Origin of the sequence: Riemerella columbina DSM 16469, assembly GCF_000374405.1 — a bacterium.
GTDB classification, from domain to species: domain Bacteria; phylum Bacteroidota; class Bacteroidia; order Flavobacteriales; family Weeksellaceae; genus Riemerella; species Riemerella columbina.
In genome coordinates this window covers 16,837-34,583 of the sequence record NZ_KB894230.1, presented here as the reverse complement: position 1 = coordinate 34,583, position 17,747 = coordinate 16,837, and the positions used below count along the sequence as shown (strand labels likewise).

The window sequence follows — 17,747 nt, the reverse complement described above, 5'->3', positions numbered from 1 at the left end:
TGGTTATTCTTTCAAAATAGTTATCTTTGATTATCTGTTCTGTTCTACTAAGTTCATATTCTCCAGTATATCCATTTTCCCCTTCCACACAAATTTCCCCTGCTTCTATATTGATAGCCGTTGCGTGTTGCCCCTCTGCTTTTATTGAAAGTGCGTTATATTGTGTATAATTATTAGGGTCTCGCCCTAAAAGGCGAAGCATATTATTTTGGTTTCCGTTTAATACACTATCGCCGTTATTTATTAGCACAAAACTCTCTCGTTGTGAGCTTGTACTAAAATTAAACGACTTAAAACTTCCCGACGACTTTAATTCTAAAAAGTCGTAAGGGTCGGCTATACCTTGTCCCGATAATGTATTGCCGTCTATTTTAAATCGTGCGATTTTACCGCCTGCTATTTCCATATCCGAGCCATAGACTTTCCCGTTATCCAGCACCCTAAACGGGGCGTTATGTTTGTTCGCATAATTAGCCCCAGCCCCAAAACGCACACTCATTCCCCCTGCATCTGTAACCCCCGAAATAAAAGCATTTTGATTGGCTTGGCTACTACCCACCGACATCAAGTTAGCCATCATCAAACCGCCTTGGATACTTGCGAAGTTGTCCGTTTTACCCTTTACATCGGAGAGCGAGGTTTGCATATTAGCAATGCCCTGCTGGATATTCGCAAATTGTGCATCCAAGTCCTCTGGTGCGGGTGTCCAGTCGGTAGGCTTATTGCCTTTTTCCAACTTCCAGTTTCGATGATATATTTTCGCACTTGACGGTACGCTTCCGTCGTCATTCCAAATAGCGTAAATTCCCATAAATCGGCTATTGTTGTAAGGTTTATTATGTATTTTCGTCCAAACATTCGCAGGACAGAATATTTTACTATTCTCCCAAAGACCTATCCACATATCGTGCGTAGGCTTAACCTCAATACTCTGGATAGAATCTTGCCCTGTTAAATCTTCTGTAAAAACATTGAGGTTATTTAATAAATGCCAGTAAGTTGATATAAAAAACTTTCCATTATCTTTTCTCGTTCCCGAAACCCAACGCACACCGTTGTCTTCGCCTTGCACTAAATTCCAATTTGCACTATTGTTATTAAATAGGCTATACCCACTTTTAGAATTTTTAAGATAGTTTCTACCGCCAAGGACAATCCCGTTTATAGCATTGTTCAATTCCGCTGATGTTGCCCCACCGCCATTTGATACAATCGCCGAGGCATTAATAAGTTCCGTTTTAATATAGCCCCCTTGCACAATCGTACTACCCAACATTGCTTTTTCTACCGCATTTTGCCAAGCCATAGTGCCGAGGTTATTTATTTGCCCTGCAACTGCATTTACTTGGTTTTTTACCATTGTATTTTCTTGAATAGATTTGCTTAAAGCCCCTAAAACTTCTGGAGAAACCTCTCGGCATTGTGGGTTTACAATCCATAATTTAGAGTTATTTCCATTATTATAGTAATTCAATATTCTTAGGCGAATTTTCTTCATTGTGGGTAATAACCTCGCATGATTATTAACACCACCTATATTGTTAGATAATCCTATTGTATCCATTGGAGCATAAGAATAAGGCAGAATATATCCTTTTATTTTTACCCAATCACCCGTAATATCGCTGGTAAAATGCGTAAAATAGAAGTTCCCGTCTTGAGCCATTTCACCATTATTGCCATCTACTCTATAAACCGCCCCACTTTGTGTGGATAGTCCTATGTAATTTCGTCCTGCGACGACATCCTTTTTATACCAAACNGANACNTCATAAGCCCNCGNAGGGTCTACATTAAACCAATCGGAATAAATTATGCTATTAAAAGCGGTTTCCAACCGCAGGGCTTTTACTTCACTTCCGTTAAAGTTTACCGTCTCGATTGGAGTATTTGTCCAACCCTCTGTTGTTTCTGTTTNTGTCGGGTTTTTAACCAAATTTTGACCGATAAACTCTATTGAATTTACTACTTGCTGTATCGCAGGACTATCGCTCGCAAAGGTAACTTTAGCGTTTATTTCGATACCGTCTTGCTTTAAATCAATATAATTATTTCCGTTCGGACTGGCTATTCGTCCCGTGGTTATTTCGCTGGGTGTAATTTGCGTATAACCATAATTCGTCTTTATGCGACGAACGCCGTTAATAACCGACGACACCGAACCCGCCAAAAAGAAATAAAATATCGGGTCGCTGTCGAACATTATTTTTTGCTCGGTTACAACAATAGTCGCATTAGAGCCGATTTTATCGGCTTTGATGTAAATAAAATTGAAATTGTCGCTAAACTGAGCCGTCGTATTTTCCGCTAAATTCCAAGTGCGTGGATCGTTCTCATCTATCGTCAAATGCACCATTTGCCCAGCCGTATTATGTAGGCGTTTATTGTCGTCTGTAATATTCAAAGCCACATTTGGGAGCGAAAATTGTTGCATACGAGACCCTACGGATAGCATACCTGTTTCGATGCTTAGTGGTTTAATTTTTTGCGTATCAAAATAGCCCTCGTTATCAAATACATTATTTTTTATTTCCTCGGCGAACAACCACGAACGGCGAGCCATTTCGGCATTATATTTTTGCTGTTTTTTAATTGCTATTTGTGCCTTTTCCTTTTCGATGTAATTACGCACAATCTGCGTAATCGTCGCTGTTTCTGCAATTTCAAATTGAATATCGTAAGGGTTGTTAATATCTCGGGTAATGCTGATTACTCTAATATTATCGTCCAAATTAAAATCTGCATCTTTAAAATGCACCGTATGCCCTAACTGCAAATTAAAATTTATCTTTTTTAGATAGATAGGGTCGGGTTCTACGGCATAGATAAATCGTTGTTTACTGTTTTTGTCTAAATAGTCTTGTGCAGCGAGTTGCAATTCCGCTTCGGCGTTATCTACATAAGTTTTCGGCATAGAAATATCTATAATAATATACTTATCGCCGACCTGCGGACGGAAAGTGTCGCTCGGAATTTCAAAAGTCTTTTCGTCTTTGTTTTTTAATAGAGTAAATGTTTTGGTTGCACTATCAAACCCATATTCTTTAACCTCTAAAGTGTAACCCGCCAAATCGCCCGTTTGAAAAATAACTTTTGCCGATATACCCTTTTGTATTATAGTGTTTCCATACTCATTATATTCGTTCAAATCAAAATCCAGCGTATTATCTGTAAATTTTCTTGGGTCGTCTGGATATATTTGTGTAACAGTACCGATACGCTTTGGGTAAATATCTTCAAAATTCTGCGTATGCTCTATAATGCCGTATTTGTCTGTATTTTTTTCTAAAAATGGCACGGGCATACGGAGATTTTTTTGCCCGTTTCGGTAATTGTGTGGTAAGTTTTTATTTGCCCCACGGGCGTACAATCTTGTTACCAAACTGCTTTCGTTGTAAGGGTTTCGGGTAATACCTTTTAAACCTTTATTTTTGCCGTATTCAAGCGTATAACCCGAGATTTGCTTTCGTTCTTCTAAATGTATAGACTTGTCGGAATCTATCCAAAATTCTACACCGAACTCGTCCGCTATCCTCGTGAGAGCTGCAAGACAATTATAGTCGCTAAAATCTACTGTTTTAGTTTCCGTACTATCTATATTGCCAACACTCCAGCCCGTTTGTGTTCGGTTGGCGTTGGCAACTAACAATTCTATCATTTTTTCTGCCGTGGCTGTGATAGAAAATTCAGGCATTGTTAGTTCGTTGTTTTCGTCGTAGAAAAAATATTGTACTTCGGCGAGGCGGTATTTTTCCCCGTTGAATACTAAATTATAGATATACTCCCGTGTGCTTTTTTTATCTACAACGGGTTCTTGCGAGATATAGTAAGTTTTACCATACACCTCTATACTATCGCCTATTTTAAACGATAAGTAATTAGGTAGCGTAAAATCCAGCGTTAGGGTTTCCTCGCCGAATAGTTTTTCGGTAAGTGAACCTTTGGCTCTTATCGTCGCTATAACATTATTATTTCTTTTAATAGTATATCTCATTAGAATAAAACTTTTAATATTAAATCAAACTTCACAAAGACTTTCTCTACATTTTTAAGGCGTTTTAAACCTTTTTTAAAATTCCCCGACTTTTTATAGAATACCTCATAGGTTTTATCGTGGTCGAAGATATAAAGCGATAATACCCCTGCCTTTTTTAACTCGGTAAATAAGGCGTTGTAATATTGCCAAAATTGAGTGTTGTTATCGGCTAATATGACCATTTTCAAAGTCACTTCTTTATCCTTAAATTTAGGATTGTCTAAAACATATTCCCCGCCGTTTTCCTCTGCCCAATCGTTTTCGTACACCTCTTTTCGTTCGGGAAATGTTAATAATTCCTCTGTGCCAGTTTGGATAATAGTTCCAATATTGATTAACAACACATTGTTTAATTTATCTTTAAAAACCATTTTAATTACTTTTAAAATCCTAATCCTTTAGCATCGCCGTTATTATTTTTTATCGCTTTCGCTACCTTAGAAATGCCCTCGTCGATGTCGTGCAATTTCTCTGTGTTTTCTGCGGTTTTTCGGGTGTTTCTTTCTATGTTTAATTGTATTGCGATAATCTTAGATAACTTTTCCAAACCACTCGCACCATTTGATTTCATCAGTTTCACAATATCCATCACATATAGTCGTAGCCCTGCGATATGCCCCGAAAGAATATCAATACTTTCCTGCGAAGCCGCTTTTATAGACCCCTGCAAGGAGTTAGCGTTCTCTTGTTGTTTAATTACATTAATTCCCGCTTGGTTTAGCATTTCCATTTTTTGTTTGCTCTCTTCGACAATCGCCATATACAACTGGTTAAATTGCTCTCTTTCCTCTGCGGTTATTACGCCGTCCTGCATCATTTCTGCGAGGGCTTCGTGGAGTTTTTGTGTTTTTGTCTTAAATAAATCTGTTTCCAACCCTGCCAATACAGCGTTTCTTAAAAAGCCCTCTATATCGTCGGCAAAGTCCGCAAAAGACTTTTTCCCCGATGCGATGCCTTGTTTTATACTTTCTGCCAGACTATCTGCCGTCGTCCCCGTTATTGCTTCTCGCAATTGTTTTTCAAATTCTCGCTGTGCCTGTTCCAAAGAACCATATTCGTCCCGCAGTTTTTTCAATTGCTCGTAGGCGGTTTTGGCATCGCCCGTCAAAGGTTTTTCGGCATTGAGTTTTTCTAACTTGTCAAAAATTTCGTCGGTCATTTCGACCTCCCCTGGTTCAAAAATTTTTAACTTAATCTTACCTAAAGGAAATTTGATTTCCTTTTCAATCCATTTTCCAATACCTAATATTTCTGCGATAGTTTTTTTATCGTCTACCACTCGGGTTTTACGCCAAAGTCCTAAGAAACCACCGTATTTTTCGGTATGTTTCCCTACAATAGTTTGAGATTTTAATAGGCGTTTAAATACTTCCTGCTGGTCTTTTTTAACTTGCTCAAAGTTCTTTCTATTAGCCTGCATTTCCTCTCGGATGTTCGTAACACGGGATTTGTAGAGGTCATTTAGTTTTACTTCTTCCGCTACTCGCTTACGCAGTTCCGCATTATAATTCAATTGCGACTGGAAAATTTCAGCATGGTATTTTTTTATTTCCTCTTGGGCTTTGCGTTCGCTTTCCCTTGCCTTTGCCCCCATACGGAAAATAGAACCTATCGCCTTTATTGTTTTAGTAATACCGCCGACAATATCGCCCGAAGCAAACGAAGCCACAGCCCCCGAAACATCGCTCGCCACATTGAGCAACTCGCCCATTGTTTCCACCGTGTCTGCAAGCCCCTCGTCATATTCTCTTAATGCTCCGCCTAATTCCGAAAATGCCCCGCCGAGTTGCCCTGCGACTTCCGACACTTTAGCGAATTTTTTCGCTAAAATATCTTTGAGCTTCATATTGACACCCTCTAATTCTGCTAACTCATCAGACACATTAGTAATACCTTTCTTTTGAAGTTCAGTAATGCGTTTGATGATTGCTTCTTTTTGTTGTAGCAATATTTTTTCTTCTACACCTATATCCGTGGACGCTCTAACCGCTTTCGCTTTGTTCAATTCGTTTTGTATAAAAGACCTTTGAGATTGGTCTATATTGTCGCCTGCTGTTTTTAAATACTCTTCGAGAGAAGCAATGCGGGTGTCTAACTCTCTTTTAGTAATACCTAAAAGATTGTCGGACATCTTTTGCATTATCATTTCTCTGTTGTACGCTTCTGTATTTACAGCGTTTAAAGCAGATTTTTTTTGAAATTCCAACTCGGCTAATTTTGCCTCTCGGATTTTCGCATCGCTTATTTGCGATAACAAAATTTTATCCTGCTGGTATTTCGTTTCAATCGCACGGCGTTTGTCGTCGAACGACATAAGGGCATTATAAGCATCGGCGTACTTTTGCTCTGTTTCTTTGTTTTTGTCTTTGTCGTACGATTTCTTTTCGCCTTGCAGTTTCTCTAACTTCTGTAATTGCTCGGGCGAAAGCGTATCGCCTAAGGCTTTTATTTTTTCTATTTCAGCATTTATTAAAGCCCCGTAATTTTCAAATACAGATAGTTCATTTTGATAGCGACGGTCTGCTTCTTCTTTGCCTACTTTAGATTTAAAAACTTCGTATGCAGCGTACATTTCTTTTTGCTCTTCGAGCTCTTTAAAAAATTGCTCGTTTGCTTGTTTATCGGTTACGCTTTTGGTTTCTGCTTTTTCGAGTTTATCTATACGCATTAAATCAAACGCTCCAAGTTTCGCTTTTTGGGCTTCCACACGAAGTTTGGCGTACTTATCTTGTATATCCGCTAACTCTTTATCTGTTGCGGACATACGGGACTTTTGATATTCCCTTTCGGCTTGGGCAATACTTGCACGGGCAGTCTTTTTTGCTTCAGCTTCCTGTGTTGCCAGTTGCTCTGCTTTTTTCGCTGCTTTTTCAGCTTCTCTCTGTCTTTTGTCGGCGTATTTTTTAGCCTCGTCCGTTCTCTCTTTTTCTTTCTCAGCTAAAAGTATATTTCGTTGATGAATAAGGTCGGTTTCTTCTTTAGAGCCTTTTTCAACTAATCTTAATTGAGCGTTTAGAGCCTTTTCTCTTCTGTCATATTGTTTTTTGCCCGTCTTTTTTTCTATAATTTCTGTTTCTCTATTATAGACCTCTAAACTTTTCTTTAACCTCTCGTTTCTCTTATCCTGTGCTGAAGCATCTAAACTGTCTTGTTTTGCTTTGTTGTAGGCGTTTTTTGCATTACTAATTACATTTAAGGCTTCATTTACTGCACCTTTTATATCTAATGTAAATAACTTTTTTAGGGTATTCCAGACGGTTTCATATAGAGATAGATAAGCATTTAAAAACCCCATAACATGGGCTTTTACTTCGTCTACTTTATCGCCAAATCCTTTAAGTGCTGGAAACGAATTTTTAATACTGGCAGTTACCTTATCCCAATTAGCAATTAGAGAAGCCAACAAAATAATAACTAATCCGATACCCGTGCCTGCCAAAGCGATACGGAATAATTTTAATGCCCCCGTGCTTGTACCCACAACTGTGGTATATAGGGCTTGCGATGCGGTTTGGGCTTTGGTTACAATGCTATCGTTGCGTTTTAGTTCCGTTTGTATTTGTTGTAATGATTGTAAAACCGACATCGCAGCAGTAATTTTCATTATGCTTTGCTCCACCTCTTCGTTTTCCGCTCCGAATAGTGCAGCTGCACCTTGGGCTAAAGAATAACCCGACGCTATCGCCGAAGTTGCCCTTACCAAAGTATCTAAACCGCTCGTGGACGAAGCCGAGGCGTTAATTTCTTGGTTCGTACTTTGTATTGCCGAGCGTACCTCTGTGGCTCTATCTCTTAGTTCCGCATATTCTTGTGAGTTTTGCTCGCCCGCTATGCGTAAGCGTGCCATTGTCTGCACTAAGTTTTCTAATTCGGTTTGTAGATTTACCGACTTTTCTTTGTTTTCCTCTAACTTATTCCCAAATTCATCAAACCCCTCTTTTCCCGCATTTTTTATTTTCTTTATGCTGTTTTCTAATTCTTCAATATTTTGGTTAAGAATTTTGATTGCTTCTGGTTCTGTTTCGACATTAAGTTGATTTTTAAACTCCTGTAATGCTTCGGTCATTTGGTCTATGCTGTTCCCCGTTGCATCGTAAGACTGGGGCAATCTACCAAGCATTTGGTTAGCGGTTTCGATGTCTTTTTCTAAATCTTTAAACGCCTGCGAACCAGCATCCATTGTTCCCATTTTCGCCGATATAAAATCTATCACAACGCCCAGTTGTTCCATTTCGTCTTTGGCGTTGTTGATTTCCGTCGATAGCACTTCTAATTCTTGCGGGTCGGCAAAGTGGGCATTAAAGGTTTTATCCGAAATTTGGTCTAATAATCGCCCTGCTTCTTGTAGTTCTTTCTTTGCTTTTTCTGCTTCGGCGGGGTCTATTAGGGCAACTTTATTATTTGCCGATGCGATAATTTTTTCAATCGCCTGCTGGGCTTGGTTTAGTTGGTAATTATAAACGCCGAGCTGTGTCGGGTCTGTCGTTTCCGAAACCTTTTGTTTTAGATAATCCAATTGCTCTGCATGGCGTTGTAGTGCCTTGGTTTGTGCCTCGGTTAATTCTGCAGACTTAGACAAAGCCCCCGATGCCGACAATTGCGTATTGATATACTCTTTAAATTTCTTTTGAGCATTATCCACGCTTTTGGTTTGTTCCGTAGCCGCTTTTACCATTTTTGCAAATTCTTCAAAGACGGTGGAACTATTAACTGTAAAATCTAATTTTATAGGCTCTAAATCGCTCATCGTTTATTCGGTTTCTATTTCTTCGACACCAAGCCAGTCGGCAAGTTCGTCAATGTTTTTTAATTTTTTCGGTGCTTTCTTCTTGTATTGGACTTTTGGGGCGTCCGTAAGCATCATATTTAATTCGGCAAAAGTGCTTTGCAGGACTTCTTTTTTACTCATATTCAATTTGTGGCAACAATAGCCTACAAACCCAAAAACGCTATGGAAGCTCTCGCTTATTAACTCGTTTTCTCCGTCGGACTCAGATTCATCGGTTTCGTTATCCTCGTTTCCTGTATCAATCTGATAGTATTCGTAAAATCTTGTACACCGCTAAACGCAACCAACAAACTAAACAAATAGGACATTTCCTCTGTGTTGATGTTTTTTCTTAATCGCTTAGCCAGTCTGCGAACTTTCCAATTAATTTTGGTTTCGTTTCGCACTGCCATTGCAATAATTTCCGTTATGTGTACGCCGTTCTGGGTTAAAATCTCTAACGCTTTCTGCATCGTGATTTCGTCTTCTTTTAAGAAAATCCCCGTCTGTAAAAATGCTTCTGATATAGCCAACTGGCTTTCTAAACAGGGCGTTTTAAGCATTAGTTTAGTTTGCTTTTTGCCAATCCAGCGAAGAAAAAAAGGGGCGGGGAGCATTAACTCCACGCCCCTTTTGAGTAATATTTTAGCTGCTTTAATTTCCGTTAGTTGCTCCATTACGCAGGTTGTTTTATGCTTACTTTCGCAAGCGGTCTAAATGTAATTTCTAACAATGCCAGCTCTTTTTTCTTCAACTTGATGTTAAGCCTTGCGAATACTTGCACTTTTGGGCATTTAATTAAATGTCCCGTGTCCGATTCGATTTGCAATGCCTTAAAAATTGGCGTATTGTCGCCCTCTTTCCATTCGCCCGATAACACAGTACCACCTTTTACGGATTTGATAAATTCAGCCGTATAGTCGTAGGTACTTACTTTAATATCTCGCTTGCCCTTTTCTTGGAATACGACAATAGGGTCGTCCGATTGGTCGCAAAATTCCTCTGTCAAAGAGCCTTCTTCTTCCGTCATCTCAAAACTATCTCGGTAAGTTTTGAAAGCGGTTAATGCGTTATCTTGTGGCATTGTAGTTTCGTTTACTACATCGCCGATTTTGATAGTCTTAAGACCATATAATGCTTTTTCTGCCATTTTTTATTAGTTTTAAAGTGTTTTTAAAAAGGTTTTAAATTAGTCTTCAACCGAAGCTCTTAATTTTTCCATTCCGATATTATGCGGGGCTTTTTTCCCGTGCTTTTGTTCGTACTTTGCCATTAGTTTCGCTCTTTCGTCTTCTTCGGTTTTAGTGTCTTCGTCCGCTTGGTCTTCGGCATTATCTAAATCCGTGTCTTCTGGTGCGTTGTCGTCCGCTGGGTCTTCATCTTGTTCGTTAGTTTTTTCTAAAACGGAAACAGATGGCTGTAAATCCGTTCTATTGAAATGATGTACTTTTTTATCTTTCAAATAGGTCGCTTGATTTTCTGCTTTTTCCAGCTCTTTAAACCCTTGCATATCCGAGGTAATATAAACCTCTTCTAATTCGGGATAATTTTTAAAAATATTTTCTGCCTCTGCTTTTGCTAATTCTGCGATACTTGCTGCGATTGTGATTGATTGTAATTTGCTCACGATTTCTTTATTTTAAAAGTTAATTAAGTTGTAATTTATTCCCAGCCCTATAACGGGCGTGGTTTGTAGTACTCCGTTGTTTACCGCTACACCATAGCCAGCATGTAAACCTATTCCCCAGCGTTTTTGGGGTTGCCCTCTAATGCGGTAAGAATTAAGTCCGTTGATTTGCACCCTCGGGTCGTCCGAAAAAACATCTATGTAATAGTTAGTTTTTCCAAATAACCATTTTCGGTCTTTGTGGCGTGCTTCGTTTAGTCTAATATTGTATCTAAAGTCCACGCTGTCCGTTTGCGGATAATAGTTTAGATTTAGGTATTTATCGTTATGACTTAAAACCTTATCGCCGTTGGACTGGGTAAACTCTCTAAGTTTTAGCCTTGCGACCAATTCGGCGTTAATCTTGCTTACTTGGTCGATTTTCTTAATAGAAATTTTTAAGGCTTTCTCTAAACTGTCTGCGTAACTTTTACCTATTGCCAACTGCTTTTCGTTAATCGTTTCAACTATTTTTTCTTTAAAGACCGTGTGTTTAATACTATCTCGGTAGTAGTTATTAACGACTTCGTTTTTACCCGATAGTTCTATAAGCTCCGAAATTTGATGCTCTTTTTTATCAAATTCCAATTCTCGTCTAATGTGTATAAACCCGCTAAATCCAAGTAGCAGGGCTAAAATTGTAATGGAAATTTTATCTTTCATAATTATTATAAATTTGGTTAATTAGCGGTTCTGTATTTTCTCTTATAAGACTGTCTTTCTGTTGCAAACGCCTATTTTGTCTTTTATAAAAAATCATCTCTTCGTAAAAGAAAATGCGTTTATTGCGTTCTTTCAAAATGGTATCATATAGCCGTGAAATTCGCTCTTGGCAGTTTTCGTCGCCGTCTTCTTTACGGGAATACAGCACGCCGATTACACTTCCGAAGATTAATAACAGTCCTATCAAAAGCCCTATCACAACCGCCTTGGGGTCTCGCCTTATATCTTCTTGGTCGAATGGTTGCGGTAGGTTTTTCATATCTTTAAAAATTGATTTCTTTAAGCCAGTTCTTTACATCGAAGCTCGGGCATTCTTTCGTCCACTCGTGGGGCGATATAATCCCGTCGCCGTTCAAATCGGGCGATAAATCCCGATGTCCCAAAATTTCCGCTTTTGGAAATTTAGTTTGCAGTTCTCTTAATAATTTTACCTGCGAGGCTTTCTGTTGGATTGTACGGTTATCAACCGCCTTTCCTTTTTCCAGTCCGCCGATATAGGCAATGTGTATGCTGTTGCTGTTATGCCCTTTCACTCCGTTGGTTATTTTGCTAACATCAGCAAGTTGGACGATTTCCCCATTGGACTTAATAATGTAGTGGTAGCCTACATTTTTCCAGCCCTTTTTTTCCCGCCAAAAGCGTTTAATACTTTCGATTGTAGTATTTTGAGGCGTTGCAGTACAATGCAAAACGATATACTTAATAGTTCTCATAGGTTATTAGTTTTTAATGCAGGGACTAAGGGGATAATCCCTGCACTTGGTTATTACGAAGCGTTTGCTTGTTTTAGTACTGCCACACCCTCAAAATTCTTTCTCTTGGCTCTACCGCCCATACGAACTAAGAACGAGTAAATATCGCCGTAATACTGCGGGTCTCTTTCTCTCTCGAAAGTTTCCAAGTCTCCAAAGGCTTTCTCTACCATTTGTTTGTTCCAGAAAATCCCTGCTTCGGAGTCCGTAGCTGCTACCACAGAGCCGAACGCCTTAAACTCTTTAGTATTAGACATTGTAAATACAGAAGAGCGAAGCATAATATTAAACCCTTGGACTTTAAAGATTACTCCCAGTCTGCGTTCCTCTTCCGTTACTGACTGCATATAGGTTGCTGTAAGTTGGCTATCGGCAGGGAATAAATCTACCATGGCGTTGGCTGGTAACAGAGCGTACATTTGTCCCTCTTGCCACGCCTTTTGTGAACGAATTAGGTTTTGCATTCTTTGTAAATCCGACAATGTCCATTTTTTTCTGTTACCTGTTGCACTCTCTAAAAGTACAGGGGTTGCCGTTCCCGTGGTTTCTAAAATGTTTTTTTGCGGTAGACTTTTATTATCGCCAATCGGCGATACAACCATATTGGTAAGCATACCCTCTGCAACTTCTTCCGATAGGTTCGCTACATCTTGGTCTAATACCGAACGGCGTTTGTCATAGGATAGCTCAACCGTCTCTGCGTGCGGAATATAAATCGGGTCAGTCGTATACTCGTCTATTTTATAAAGTACCTCGCTGTCAGTTCTTTTCTTTACTTCGGCTGGTAAAGTTGTTCTGTTTTTTACAACTTTAGACGGTTCGCCCGCTTGCGGAACATGCACAATCTTTCCGTTTACAATATTACTCTCCGACACATCGGAGATATGATTAAGGAATGTATTATCCTGTTTTAGTTTTTCCTCAATCGTTTTTTTCCAAATTTCTTTCTCTAATCCCATGGTTATAATGTTTAAATGGTTATTGTTTTGTTTTTACTTTCCAAATTGCTGTCTCTTTCGTTCTGCGAAATAGTCGGGATAATCGGCTTTTAGCGTGGCTAAATGGTTACCTCTATCCAACTCGTCCCAACTCATTTTGTCGAACGCAGCGAGTTTGCTTTCATCGCCTTTTAATTGTTCCGATACGGATTTTCTTTTCGGTAAGGCTTTAAGCAATGCCATAGCCGAGTCGTGCGACATTTCTAAAATTGGGGCTTTGCCCGCCTCGTCCAATCTGCCGTCTTTTACCGCTTGTTCTACCTCGGCGATTAATAAGGCTTTTAGGCGGTTTTGCTCTGCCGTTTTCAAAGTTTCATTTTCGGCTTTAAGCGTTGCTTTTTCGGTTTCCGAGGCGGTTAATTTTGCCTCAATTGCTTTTACAGCGTTAATAATTGCTGTTTCGTCTGCGTTTGTATCTAATTGCAGATAGGCTACTACTTGTTTCATTGTATTTATTTTTGATTGTTGTTGTTTTGCGGATAAACAAAGGCTGGTAACTTCTTCGTCCGATAGCATTTCGCCGTTTTCGTTATACAAAGCGATAGCGTTGGCATTGGCAGGAACTGCCACAATAGACACCTCGAAAAGCTCACACTTGGTAACGACTAATTCATCATTTATCAATTCCAAGGCGTCGGGAGCAATGAAAATTCCGATAGAGCAGGCTTTGATTTTTCCTGCATTTACTTTTCGTACGACTTCTTTTCCGTCAGGGTCTTCCGTGTCAAATTCGGGAGTAGCGGTTAAGTAGTTGTCTTCTATTTTTAAATTAGACCAAGTCCCTAATACATCTTTTGTATTATTTGAATGGTTATTTAAACACACTGGGTTATCTAAGAACCTCGAAAGACTAATGCCGTCATTTAACACTCTAAAGCCTTTTGAATTTACTTTTGTTTCGTCGTTTATAATGAATTTCATATTGCCCATTTTTCCGTTTCGCTGGGGCAAAGTTGGGGTAAGATTTAGGCTCTAAAAAGTTGGCAATTTATGATACTGTTAAATTCTGGGTATCATACCCTAAAAATTAGGGTATCATAAAACCTAAACTTTCAAAACCCTATTTAATAGGGGAATTTTGCCACAAAACTAATAAGTATGGCAAAGAAAGGTAGGCTCTCAAACAAAGAAAAAGAGCAAAAAAAGGAGTACGCAAAAATCATTTTTCTACAAGAAAAAAACATCACAATAAAAGACCTTGCGGAGCGTGTAGGTGTATCTGCTAATACATTATCCGAATGGGTAAAAGCGGAAAAATGGGAGGGCTTAAAGCGGAATATCTTACTAACAAGACAAGAGCAACTAATTCAAATGCAAGACGAATTAGCCGAGTTAAACGCCTTTATACAAAGCAAAGACGAGGGCGTTCGTTTTGCGGACTTCAAAACGGCACAAATCCGAAACCAACTCATTAAGAATATTAAAGACTTGGAAACAAAGGCACTTTTGCCCGAGATTATCAATGCTCTAACCCAGTTCTTGGATTTTGTACGAACCGAAAATCTCGAAGACGCTCAATTATTAGCAGATTACACCGATACATTTATTAAATCAAAACTCTAAGGCTATGCTAATAACCAAAAGATTAACCCCCGAAGACCGAAAGGCGTTAGAGTTTTGGGAACAATATTACACCAACATACGCCAAGAAGCAAGCGTGGATTTATCCGAAACCGCCTCGGACATCGAAAAACGAAAAAAACGCTTGGAAGCCAACCCAGAGGAATGGTTTAAATACTATTTTCATAAATACTATAAATGCGAACCCGCCGAGTTTCACAAAGCCAGCACCAAGAGGCTAACGGAAAATATGGAATGGTACGAAGTACGGGCGTGGTCTCGTGAGTTGGCAAAATCAGCAAGGGCAATGATGGAGTTTACCTATTTAGCCCTTACAGGTAAAAAGAAGTTTATCATTATTGCATCGGCAACAAACGCTTCTGCAATTAAACTTTTAACGCCCTTTAAAAGTGCCTTTGAAAAAAACAGCCGTATCATTCACGATTACGGCATACAACAAAACCACGGGCATTGGAAAGAAGACCAATTTACGATTAAAAAGGGGGCGATGTTTATCGCTGTCGGTGCGGGGAATGCTCCCCGTGGTGCGAGAAACGAAGATGTACGCCCCGATGCTATTATTGTGGACGACTTCGACACGGACGAAGATTGCCGAAACCCCGATATTGTAGATAAAAAATGGGATTGGTTTGAAAAAGCGTTATATGCCACTCGCTCGGTTTCCGAACCGCTAACGGTGTTGTTTAACGGAAACATTATCGCAGAATATTGCTGTATAAAAAAAGCCATAGAAATGGCAGACCATACGGACATTATAAATATTAGAGATAAAAACGGCAAATCCACTTGGTTGGCAAAAAACAAAGAACAATTTATTGACCGAACATTGTCTAAGATTTCAACAAAAGCGGTACAAGGGGAATATTTTAATAATCCAATTACGCTCGGGAAAGTGTTTAAGGAGTTGGTCTATGGCAAAATTCAACCGCTTAAAAAATATAAATTTCTTGTTTCCTATACCGACCCGTCCTATAAGAAAAACGGGGACTATAAAGCAACGGCTTTAGTTGGAAAATACAAAGACGAGTATCATATTATAGATATGTTTTGTCAAAAAACCACAACGGCAAAAATGCTGGAGAACCTCTATGAGACCAATAAGAAATATAATAATTCGGGAGTATCAATATACTATTATATCGAATATCCTTGGATAGACGACACTTTAAAGAGAGAAATAAAAAAAGCAAACAAACGCTACAATATCACTTTGCCACTAAAGGCAGATGAAAGGTCAAAAGGCGATAAGTTTTTTAGAATTGAAAGCAATCTCGAACCACTCAACCGAAATGGGAAGTTAATTTTTAACGAAGAATTGAAAGGACGGGCAGATATGAAAGAAGCCGACTTTCAATTTTTAGCGTTGTCGCCAAAAAGTAGGGCTCACGACGACGCCCCCGATGCCTGCGAGGGTGCAGTGTGGATAATTAACCATAAAAACATACAAGGCGACCACAAACCGAAAGCGTATGGGAAACCAAGTAATAAAAAACGATACTAAAATTTAAAACTATGTACATAGAAATCGAAGAATTAAAAACGCATTGCCACGAGGCAAAATTAAAAGCAATTATCCACGACGACGAAACTATTGCTTTAGCGTGTATAGATATGGCGGTAGAGTTCGCTACAACCAAACTAATGAAAGACTATAATGTAAGCGAGATTTTCGCTAAAACGGGAAATGACCGCAGTCCGCTATTGGTTAAAGTAATAAAGGACATCGCTGTTTGGGAACTCATCGGGCTATCAAATCCCGATATCGACTACAACGATAAAAAATTCCGCTATGAACAAGCAGTTAATTGGCTAACGGCGGTCTATAAAGGTATGCCCGCCAACTTGCCAAAGCTGGAAGAAACCGAAGACAAGGTAAAATCATTTAGTTATCACTCGAACCCACCACGACAAAACCACTATTAAGATGAAGAAAAAAACGAATAACCAAAAACAAACGCTAAAAATTAGCCAAGTGCTGGTTGTAAAACCCGAACGACACAGCCCTCTGGATATACAAAACTGGATTTCTGCAATATCGCAGGCATATAGAGGAAAAAGACAAAGGCTGGTCGAACTATACAATAATTTACTAATGGACGGCGTGCTTTATGAGGCAATGGATAAGCGAGTGCGAGCCATTACAAACGCTAATTTAACATTTCAAAAAGACGGAAAAGAAGTCGAGGAAATGTGGGATTTTATGGACACCCCCGAATTTGAAAATCTTTTGCGAGAAATTTTGTTATCTAAATTTTACGGAAAATCGGTTATTGAGTTGGATTTTTCAGACGGCTTTAAAATACACAGCATCGACCGCAGGCATTTAGATACTTTAAATAAGAAAATCCTAAAAGACACTTCGAGCGATGAGGGATTTCCATACGAAAACGACGATTTTATCTTGAATGTCGGGAACGATAAAGATTTAGGGATTTTTGCTCGTACCGCACCCTATGCCATTTTTAAACGAAACGGCGGGGCAGATTACGCTCAATTTTGTGAATTTTTCGCTATCCCTCAATTAATTGGGAAATACGATCCTGATGATGAGAATGGTCAAAGGGAAATGGAAGAGGCGTTTCAAAAAAGAGGAGCTGCAGGTAGTATGACAATGTCTAAAAATTCCGAAGTTGATACGATTAACACTAATCAATCTAACGGGGCGGTACATGGCGATTTCTTAAATTTTTGTGACAAACAACTATTAATTTCTACTCAAGGTCAAACCATGACCACTACGGACGGGACTTCGTTAGCCCAAGCAAAAGTCCACGGCGACACCGAAAATGATTTGCAAAAAGCAGATAAAATCTTTGTGCGTCGCTTTCTAAACCAAGAGTTGAAGCCAAGACTTGAAAAACGAGGTTATCCCGTGGCGGGCGGTTTCTTCAATTTCATCGAGGAAAAAAGAGAGATGACGGCAAAGGAAAAAATGGCAATTGCCGAGCGTGTGCATAACCTTACAACCGACGGCGTGGACGATGACTACTTTTACGAAGAGTTTGGATTGCCGAGAGGTAAAAAAGCACAAACCGAAAATAAAGAACCCGAGACCGAAGAGGACGAAGAAAGCGAGGAAACAGAAGAAACCAAAGAGGAAAACGAAAACCAACAACCAAAGAAAACGCCTAAAAAACAAAAGATAAAGGCTAAAGAATTATCCCTATTTAACAAGATAAAAGATTTTTTCGGGGACGCTCCTCGGTAGATTTTTTCCTATACG

General features: G+C 39.2%; 16 protein-coding genes. 4 read left to right on the top strand and 12 right to left on the bottom strand.

What is annotated here, in order from left to right:
- The 12 genes from C237_RS14705 to C237_RS0105690 all read right to left on the bottom strand — a co-directional run.
- A partial coding sequence (locus C237_RS14705) for a phage tail protein (RefSeq protein WP_425413727.1) occupies positions 1–3,658 on the bottom strand: 3,658 nt, incomplete at its 3' end.
- A gap of 335 nt (positions 3,659–3,993) precedes the next feature.
- Complete coding sequence (locus C237_RS0105740) at positions 3,994–4,407, bottom strand: hypothetical protein (protein WP_018675545.1); 414 nt, start codon at positions 4,405–4,407, stop codon at positions 3,994–3,996.
- 11 nt (positions 4,408–4,418) lie between these two features.
- On the bottom strand, positions 4,419–8,783 hold the full coding sequence (locus C237_RS0105735) for a hypothetical protein (RefSeq protein WP_018675544.1): 4,365 nt from the start codon (positions 8,781–8,783) through the stop codon (positions 4,419–4,421).
- Between the two features lie 3 nt (positions 8,784–8,786).
- The gene (locus C237_RS14525; RefSeq protein WP_018675543.1) at positions 8,787–8,945 is read right to left on the bottom strand and encodes a hypothetical protein; all 159 of its coding nucleotides are present in this window, start codon (positions 8,943–8,945) and stop codon (positions 8,787–8,789) included.
- 59 nt (positions 8,946–9,004) lie between these two features.
- Positions 9,005–9,481 carry a hypothetical protein gene (locus C237_RS0105725; RefSeq protein WP_018675542.1) on the bottom strand — a complete coding sequence of 159 codons (477 nt, stop codon included), beginning with the start codon at positions 9,479–9,481 and terminating at the stop codon, positions 9,005–9,007.
- Complete coding sequence (locus C237_RS0105720) at positions 9,481–9,954, bottom strand: hypothetical protein (RefSeq protein ID WP_018675541.1); 474 nt, start codon at positions 9,952–9,954, stop codon at positions 9,481–9,483. Before C237_RS0105720 ends, C237_RS0105725 begins: the two co-directional genes overlap by 1 nt.
- Before the next feature lie 39 nt (positions 9,955–9,993).
- On the bottom strand, positions 9,994–10,431 hold the full coding sequence (locus tag C237_RS0105715) for a hypothetical protein (protein WP_018675540.1): 438 nt from the start codon (positions 10,429–10,431) through the stop codon (positions 9,994–9,996).
- Positions 10,432–10,443: 12 nt separating this feature from the next.
- Positions 10,444–11,133, bottom strand: coding sequence for a DUF6808 domain-containing protein (locus C237_RS0105710; protein WP_018675539.1), 690 nt, complete (start codon positions 11,131–11,133; stop codon positions 10,444–10,446).
- Positions 11,123–11,452, bottom strand: coding sequence for a hypothetical protein (locus C237_RS0105705; RefSeq protein ID WP_018675538.1), 330 nt, complete (start codon positions 11,450–11,452; stop codon positions 11,123–11,125). Before C237_RS0105705 ends, C237_RS0105710 begins: the two co-directional genes overlap by 11 nt.
- 4 nt (positions 11,453–11,456) lie before the next feature.
- Positions 11,457–11,906, bottom strand: a complete 450-nt coding sequence (locus tag C237_RS0105700) for an N-acetylmuramoyl-L-alanine amidase (RefSeq protein WP_018675537.1) — start codon at positions 11,904–11,906, stop codon at positions 11,457–11,459.
- 53 nt (positions 11,907–11,959) lie between these two features.
- Positions 11,960–12,904 (bottom strand): hypothetical protein, encoded by a 945-nt coding sequence (locus C237_RS0105695; protein ID WP_018675536.1) that lies wholly within the window; start codon positions 12,902–12,904, stop codon positions 11,960–11,962.
- Positions 12,905–12,937: 33 nt separating this feature from the next.
- Positions 12,938–13,864 (bottom strand): HK97 family phage prohead protease, encoded by a 927-nt coding sequence (locus C237_RS0105690; RefSeq protein ID WP_026315516.1) that lies wholly within the window; start codon positions 13,862–13,864, stop codon positions 12,938–12,940.
- 177 nt (positions 13,865–14,041) lie between these two features.
- Here C237_RS0105690 and C237_RS0105685 point away from each other — a divergent pair, with 177 nt between their 5' ends.
- From C237_RS0105685 to C237_RS0105670, 4 genes are read left to right on the top strand one after another with little or no spacing between them, the layout of a single operon-like run.
- Positions 14,042–14,506, top strand: a complete 465-nt coding sequence (locus tag C237_RS0105685) for a helix-turn-helix domain-containing protein (RefSeq protein WP_018675534.1) — start codon at positions 14,042–14,044, stop codon at positions 14,504–14,506.
- A 4-nt stretch (positions 14,507–14,510) separates the two neighbouring features.
- Complete coding sequence (locus C237_RS0105680; RefSeq protein ID WP_018675533.1) at positions 14,511–16,025, top strand: hypothetical protein; 1,515 nt, start codon at positions 14,511–14,513, stop codon at positions 16,023–16,025.
- A gap of 11 nt (positions 16,026–16,036) precedes the next feature.
- Entirely contained in the window at positions 16,037–16,447 is a 411-nt protein-coding gene (locus tag C237_RS0105675; RefSeq protein WP_018675532.1) for a phage protein Gp36 family protein, read from the top strand.
- 1 nt (position 16,448) lies between these two features.
- The gene (locus C237_RS0105670) at positions 16,449–17,732 is read left to right on the top strand and encodes a phage portal protein family protein (RefSeq protein ID WP_018675531.1); all 1,284 of its coding nucleotides are present in this window, start codon (positions 16,449–16,451) and stop codon (positions 17,730–17,732) included.
- The last annotated feature ends 15 nt before the right edge of the window (positions 17,733–17,747 follow it).

Bases quoted from the DNA above. Each gene is read 5' to 3' on its own strand.
- C237_RS0105670 (WP_018675531.1), top strand. From the start codon at position 16,449: ATGAAGAAAAAAACGAATAACCAAAAACAAACGCTAAAAATTAGCCAA.
- C237_RS0105680 (WP_018675533.1), top strand. From the start codon at position 14,511: ATGCTAATAACCAAAAGATTAACCCCCGAAGACCGAAAGGCGTTAGAG.
- C237_RS0105710 (WP_018675539.1), bottom strand. From the start codon at position 11,133: ATGAAAGATAAAATTTCCATTACAATTTTAGCCCTGCTACTTGGATTT.
- C237_RS0105675 (WP_018675532.1), top strand. From the start codon at position 16,037: ATGTACATAGAAATCGAAGAATTAAAAACGCATTGCCACGAGGCAAAA.
- C237_RS0105740 (WP_018675545.1), bottom strand. From the start codon at position 4,407: ATGGTTTTTAAAGATAAATTAAACAATGTGTTGTTAATCAATATTGGA.
- C237_RS0105685 (WP_018675534.1), top strand. From the start codon at position 14,042: ATGGCAAAGAAAGGTAGGCTCTCAAACAAAGAAAAAGAGCAAAAAAAG.
- C237_RS0105735 (WP_018675544.1), bottom strand. From the start codon at position 8,783: ATGAGCGATTTAGAGCCTATAAAATTAGATTTTACAGTTAATAGTTCC.
- C237_RS0105695 (WP_018675536.1), bottom strand. From the start codon at position 12,904: ATGGGATTAGAGAAAGAAATTTGGAAAAAAACGATTGAGGAAAAACTA.
- C237_RS0105720 (WP_018675541.1), bottom strand. From the start codon at position 9,954: ATGGCAGAAAAAGCATTATATGGTCTTAAGACTATCAAAATCGGCGAT.
- C237_RS0105705 (WP_018675538.1), bottom strand. From the start codon at position 11,452: ATGAAAAACCTACCGCAACCATTCGACCAAGAAGATATAAGGCGAGAC.
- C237_RS14525 (WP_018675543.1), bottom strand. From the start codon at position 8,945: ATGAGTAAAAAAGAAGTCCTGCAAAGCACTTTTGCCGAATTAAATATG.
- C237_RS0105690 (WP_026315516.1), bottom strand. From the start codon at position 13,864: ATGAAATTCATTATAAACGACGAAACAAAAGTAAATTCAAAAGGCTTT.
- C237_RS0105700 (WP_018675537.1), bottom strand. From the start codon at position 11,906: ATGAGAACTATTAAGTATATCGTTTTGCATTGTACTGCAACGCCTCAA.
- C237_RS0105725 (WP_018675542.1), bottom strand. From the start codon at position 9,481: ATGGAGCAACTAACGGAAATTAAAGCAGCTAAAATATTACTCAAAAGG.